The sequence below is a fragment of the Aestuariivirga sp. genome (assembly GCF_037139295.1).
GTDB lineage: Bacteria > Pseudomonadota > Alphaproteobacteria > Rhizobiales > Aestuariivirgaceae > Aestuariivirga.
Genome location: NZ_JBAXGR010000261.1, coordinates 1 through 2,111 on the forward strand (window position 1 = coordinate 1; position 2,111 = coordinate 2,111).

3 protein-coding genes are annotated in these 2,111 nt (G+C 64.0%); all 3 read left to right on the top strand.

The annotated features are described in order from the left end of the window. On the top strand, window positions 1-704 hold a 704-nt coding region (locus tag WCJ41_RS21665; protein WP_336907911.1), incomplete at its 5' end, for an ATP-binding protein. Window positions 705-707: 3 nt separating this feature from the next. After that, a complete protein-coding gene (locus tag WCJ41_RS21670; RefSeq protein WP_336907912.1) occupies window positions 708-1,433 on the top strand; it encodes a hypothetical protein in 726 nt (241 codons plus the stop codon). Window positions 1,434-1,443: 10 nt separating this feature from the next. Then, window positions 1,444-2,111 (top strand): DEAD/DEAH box helicase family protein (locus WCJ41_RS21675; RefSeq protein WP_336907913.1); only part of this gene is annotated, 668 nt, incomplete at its 3' end.

Below are 2,111 nucleotides of genomic sequence, written 5' to 3' on the forward strand. Positions count from 1 at the left end.
CCATCCGGCCGCGCACATGGCAGGAATGCCGCGACTTCGCCGCCTTCATCGGCGGGCCGAACCCGGCTTTGCGTGACGACCAGCCCTACAGCCAGGCGCATTACGACGCGGTTTGCCAGAAGTTCGGCGATCCCTCAGTGCTCGAGCGCTACGAGACGGTGTTCATCGACTCGATCACCGTCGCGGGCCGCCTCTGCTTCCAGTGGTGCGGCGGACAGCCCGAGGCCGTCTCCGACAAGACCGGCAAGCCCGATCTCAGGGGAACCTATGGCCTGCACGGCCGCGAGATGATCGCGTGGCTCGTCCATCTCCAGCACACCCGCGCCAAGAACATCGTCTTCGTCGGCGTGCTCGACGAGAAGTTCGATGACTTCAACCGCAAGATCTACGTGCCCCAGATCGAGGGCACGAAGACCGGGCTCGAACTGCCCGGCATCGTCGATGAGGTTCTGACCCTCACCGAGATCAAGGACGAGGAAGGCAAGTCCTACCGCGCCTTCGTCTGCCACACGTTCAATCCCCATGGCTATCCCGCCAAGGACAGATCAGGTCGCCTCGACATGATCGAGGAGCCTCATCTCGGCCGCCTGTTCGCCAAGATCGGCGGCCCCGCAAAACCGGCAACCGAGAGGATGGAGTTTGATCGCACCGCCTCTCTGGTTGCCGTCCCCCTGAACAATCAAGTGACGCCCAAGGAGGCATGAACCATGACAAACACGTGGACTGATTTCAATGACGCCAGGCAGAATTCGAACCTGATCCCGAAGGGCACCATCGCCAGGGTGCGCCTCACCATCCGCCCCGGCGGCTTCAGCGACCCGGCACAAGGCTGGACCGGCGGCTATGCCAAACGCGGCGCCAGCGGTGCGGTCTATCTCGACGTCGAGTACACGGTGCTCGAGGGCCAGTACGCCAAGCGCAAGATATGGTCGATGATCGGGCTCTACAGCCCGAAGGGTCCCGACTGGGGCAACATGGGCCGGGGCTTCATGCGCGGCATGCTCAACTCATCGCGCGGGCTGTCCGACAAGGACAACTCGCCCGAGGCACAGAATGCCCGGCGCATCTCCAGCTTCGCCGACATCGATGGAATCGAGTTCGTCGCGCGCATCGATGTCGGCACCGACAGCAATGGCCAGGACAAGAATGACATCCGCCAGGCCGTGACGCACGACCACAAGGAATATGCCGCCATCATGGGCGGCATAATGGCGCCCGTGGGCTATTCGCCTGCACAGCCTGTCTATGCCGCCCCGACCCAGCAGCATGCTTATGCACCCGCAGCACCCCAGCCGCAGGAAGGTTACGCCGCGCCTGCGCAGCAGGTCTATGCGCCCGCCGCGCCGCATGCGCAGCAGCCTGCCTATCACCAGCCCCAGTCTGCACCGGCTCCGGTGCAGTCCGGCGGCGTGCGCCCCACCTGGGCGAAGTGAGGCCGTCATCATGATGCTTCGCCCCCGCCAGAAACTCTTCGTCGAGCGCAGCCTTGCTGCGCTTGACACCCACAACAACACGCTTGGCATCGGCCCAACCGGATGTGGCAAGTCGATTTTGCTCTCCGCCGTTGCAGGCGACATCATCCGGAAGACCGCGGCAAGGGTCTGTATCATCGCTCACCGCGACGAGCTGACCGAGCAGAACCGCGCCAAGTTCGGGCGCGTCAACCCGGCCATCACCACCTCCGTGGTCGATGCCCATGAGAAATCGTGGGAGGGCCAGGCAACCTTCGCCATGGTCCCGACCTTGTCGCGGCCGGCCAACCTCGACGGCATGCCGACGCTCGACCTCCTCGTGATCGATGAGGCGCATCATGCGGTGGCTGACAGCTACCGCCGCATTATCGACCGCACCCTGCAGCTCAATCCGTCTGCCAAGGTATTCGGCGTCACCGCGACACCCAACCGTGGCGACCGCCAAGGCTTGCGGGATGTGTTCGACAATGTCGCTGATCAGATACGCATCGCGGAACTCATCGCCTCCGGCCACCTGGTGAAGCCCCGCACCTTCGTCGTCAACGTTGGCGTCCAGGAGGCGCTGAAGAAGGTCCGCCGCGTCGCCTCCGACTTCGACATGAATGCCGTGGCCGAGATCATGGACAAGTCGCCGGTGAC

Bases quoted from the DNA above. Each gene is read 5' to 3' on its own strand.
- WCJ41_RS21670 (WP_336907912.1), top strand. From the start codon at position 708: ATGACAAACACGTGGACTGATTTCAATGACGCCAGGCAGAATTCGAAC.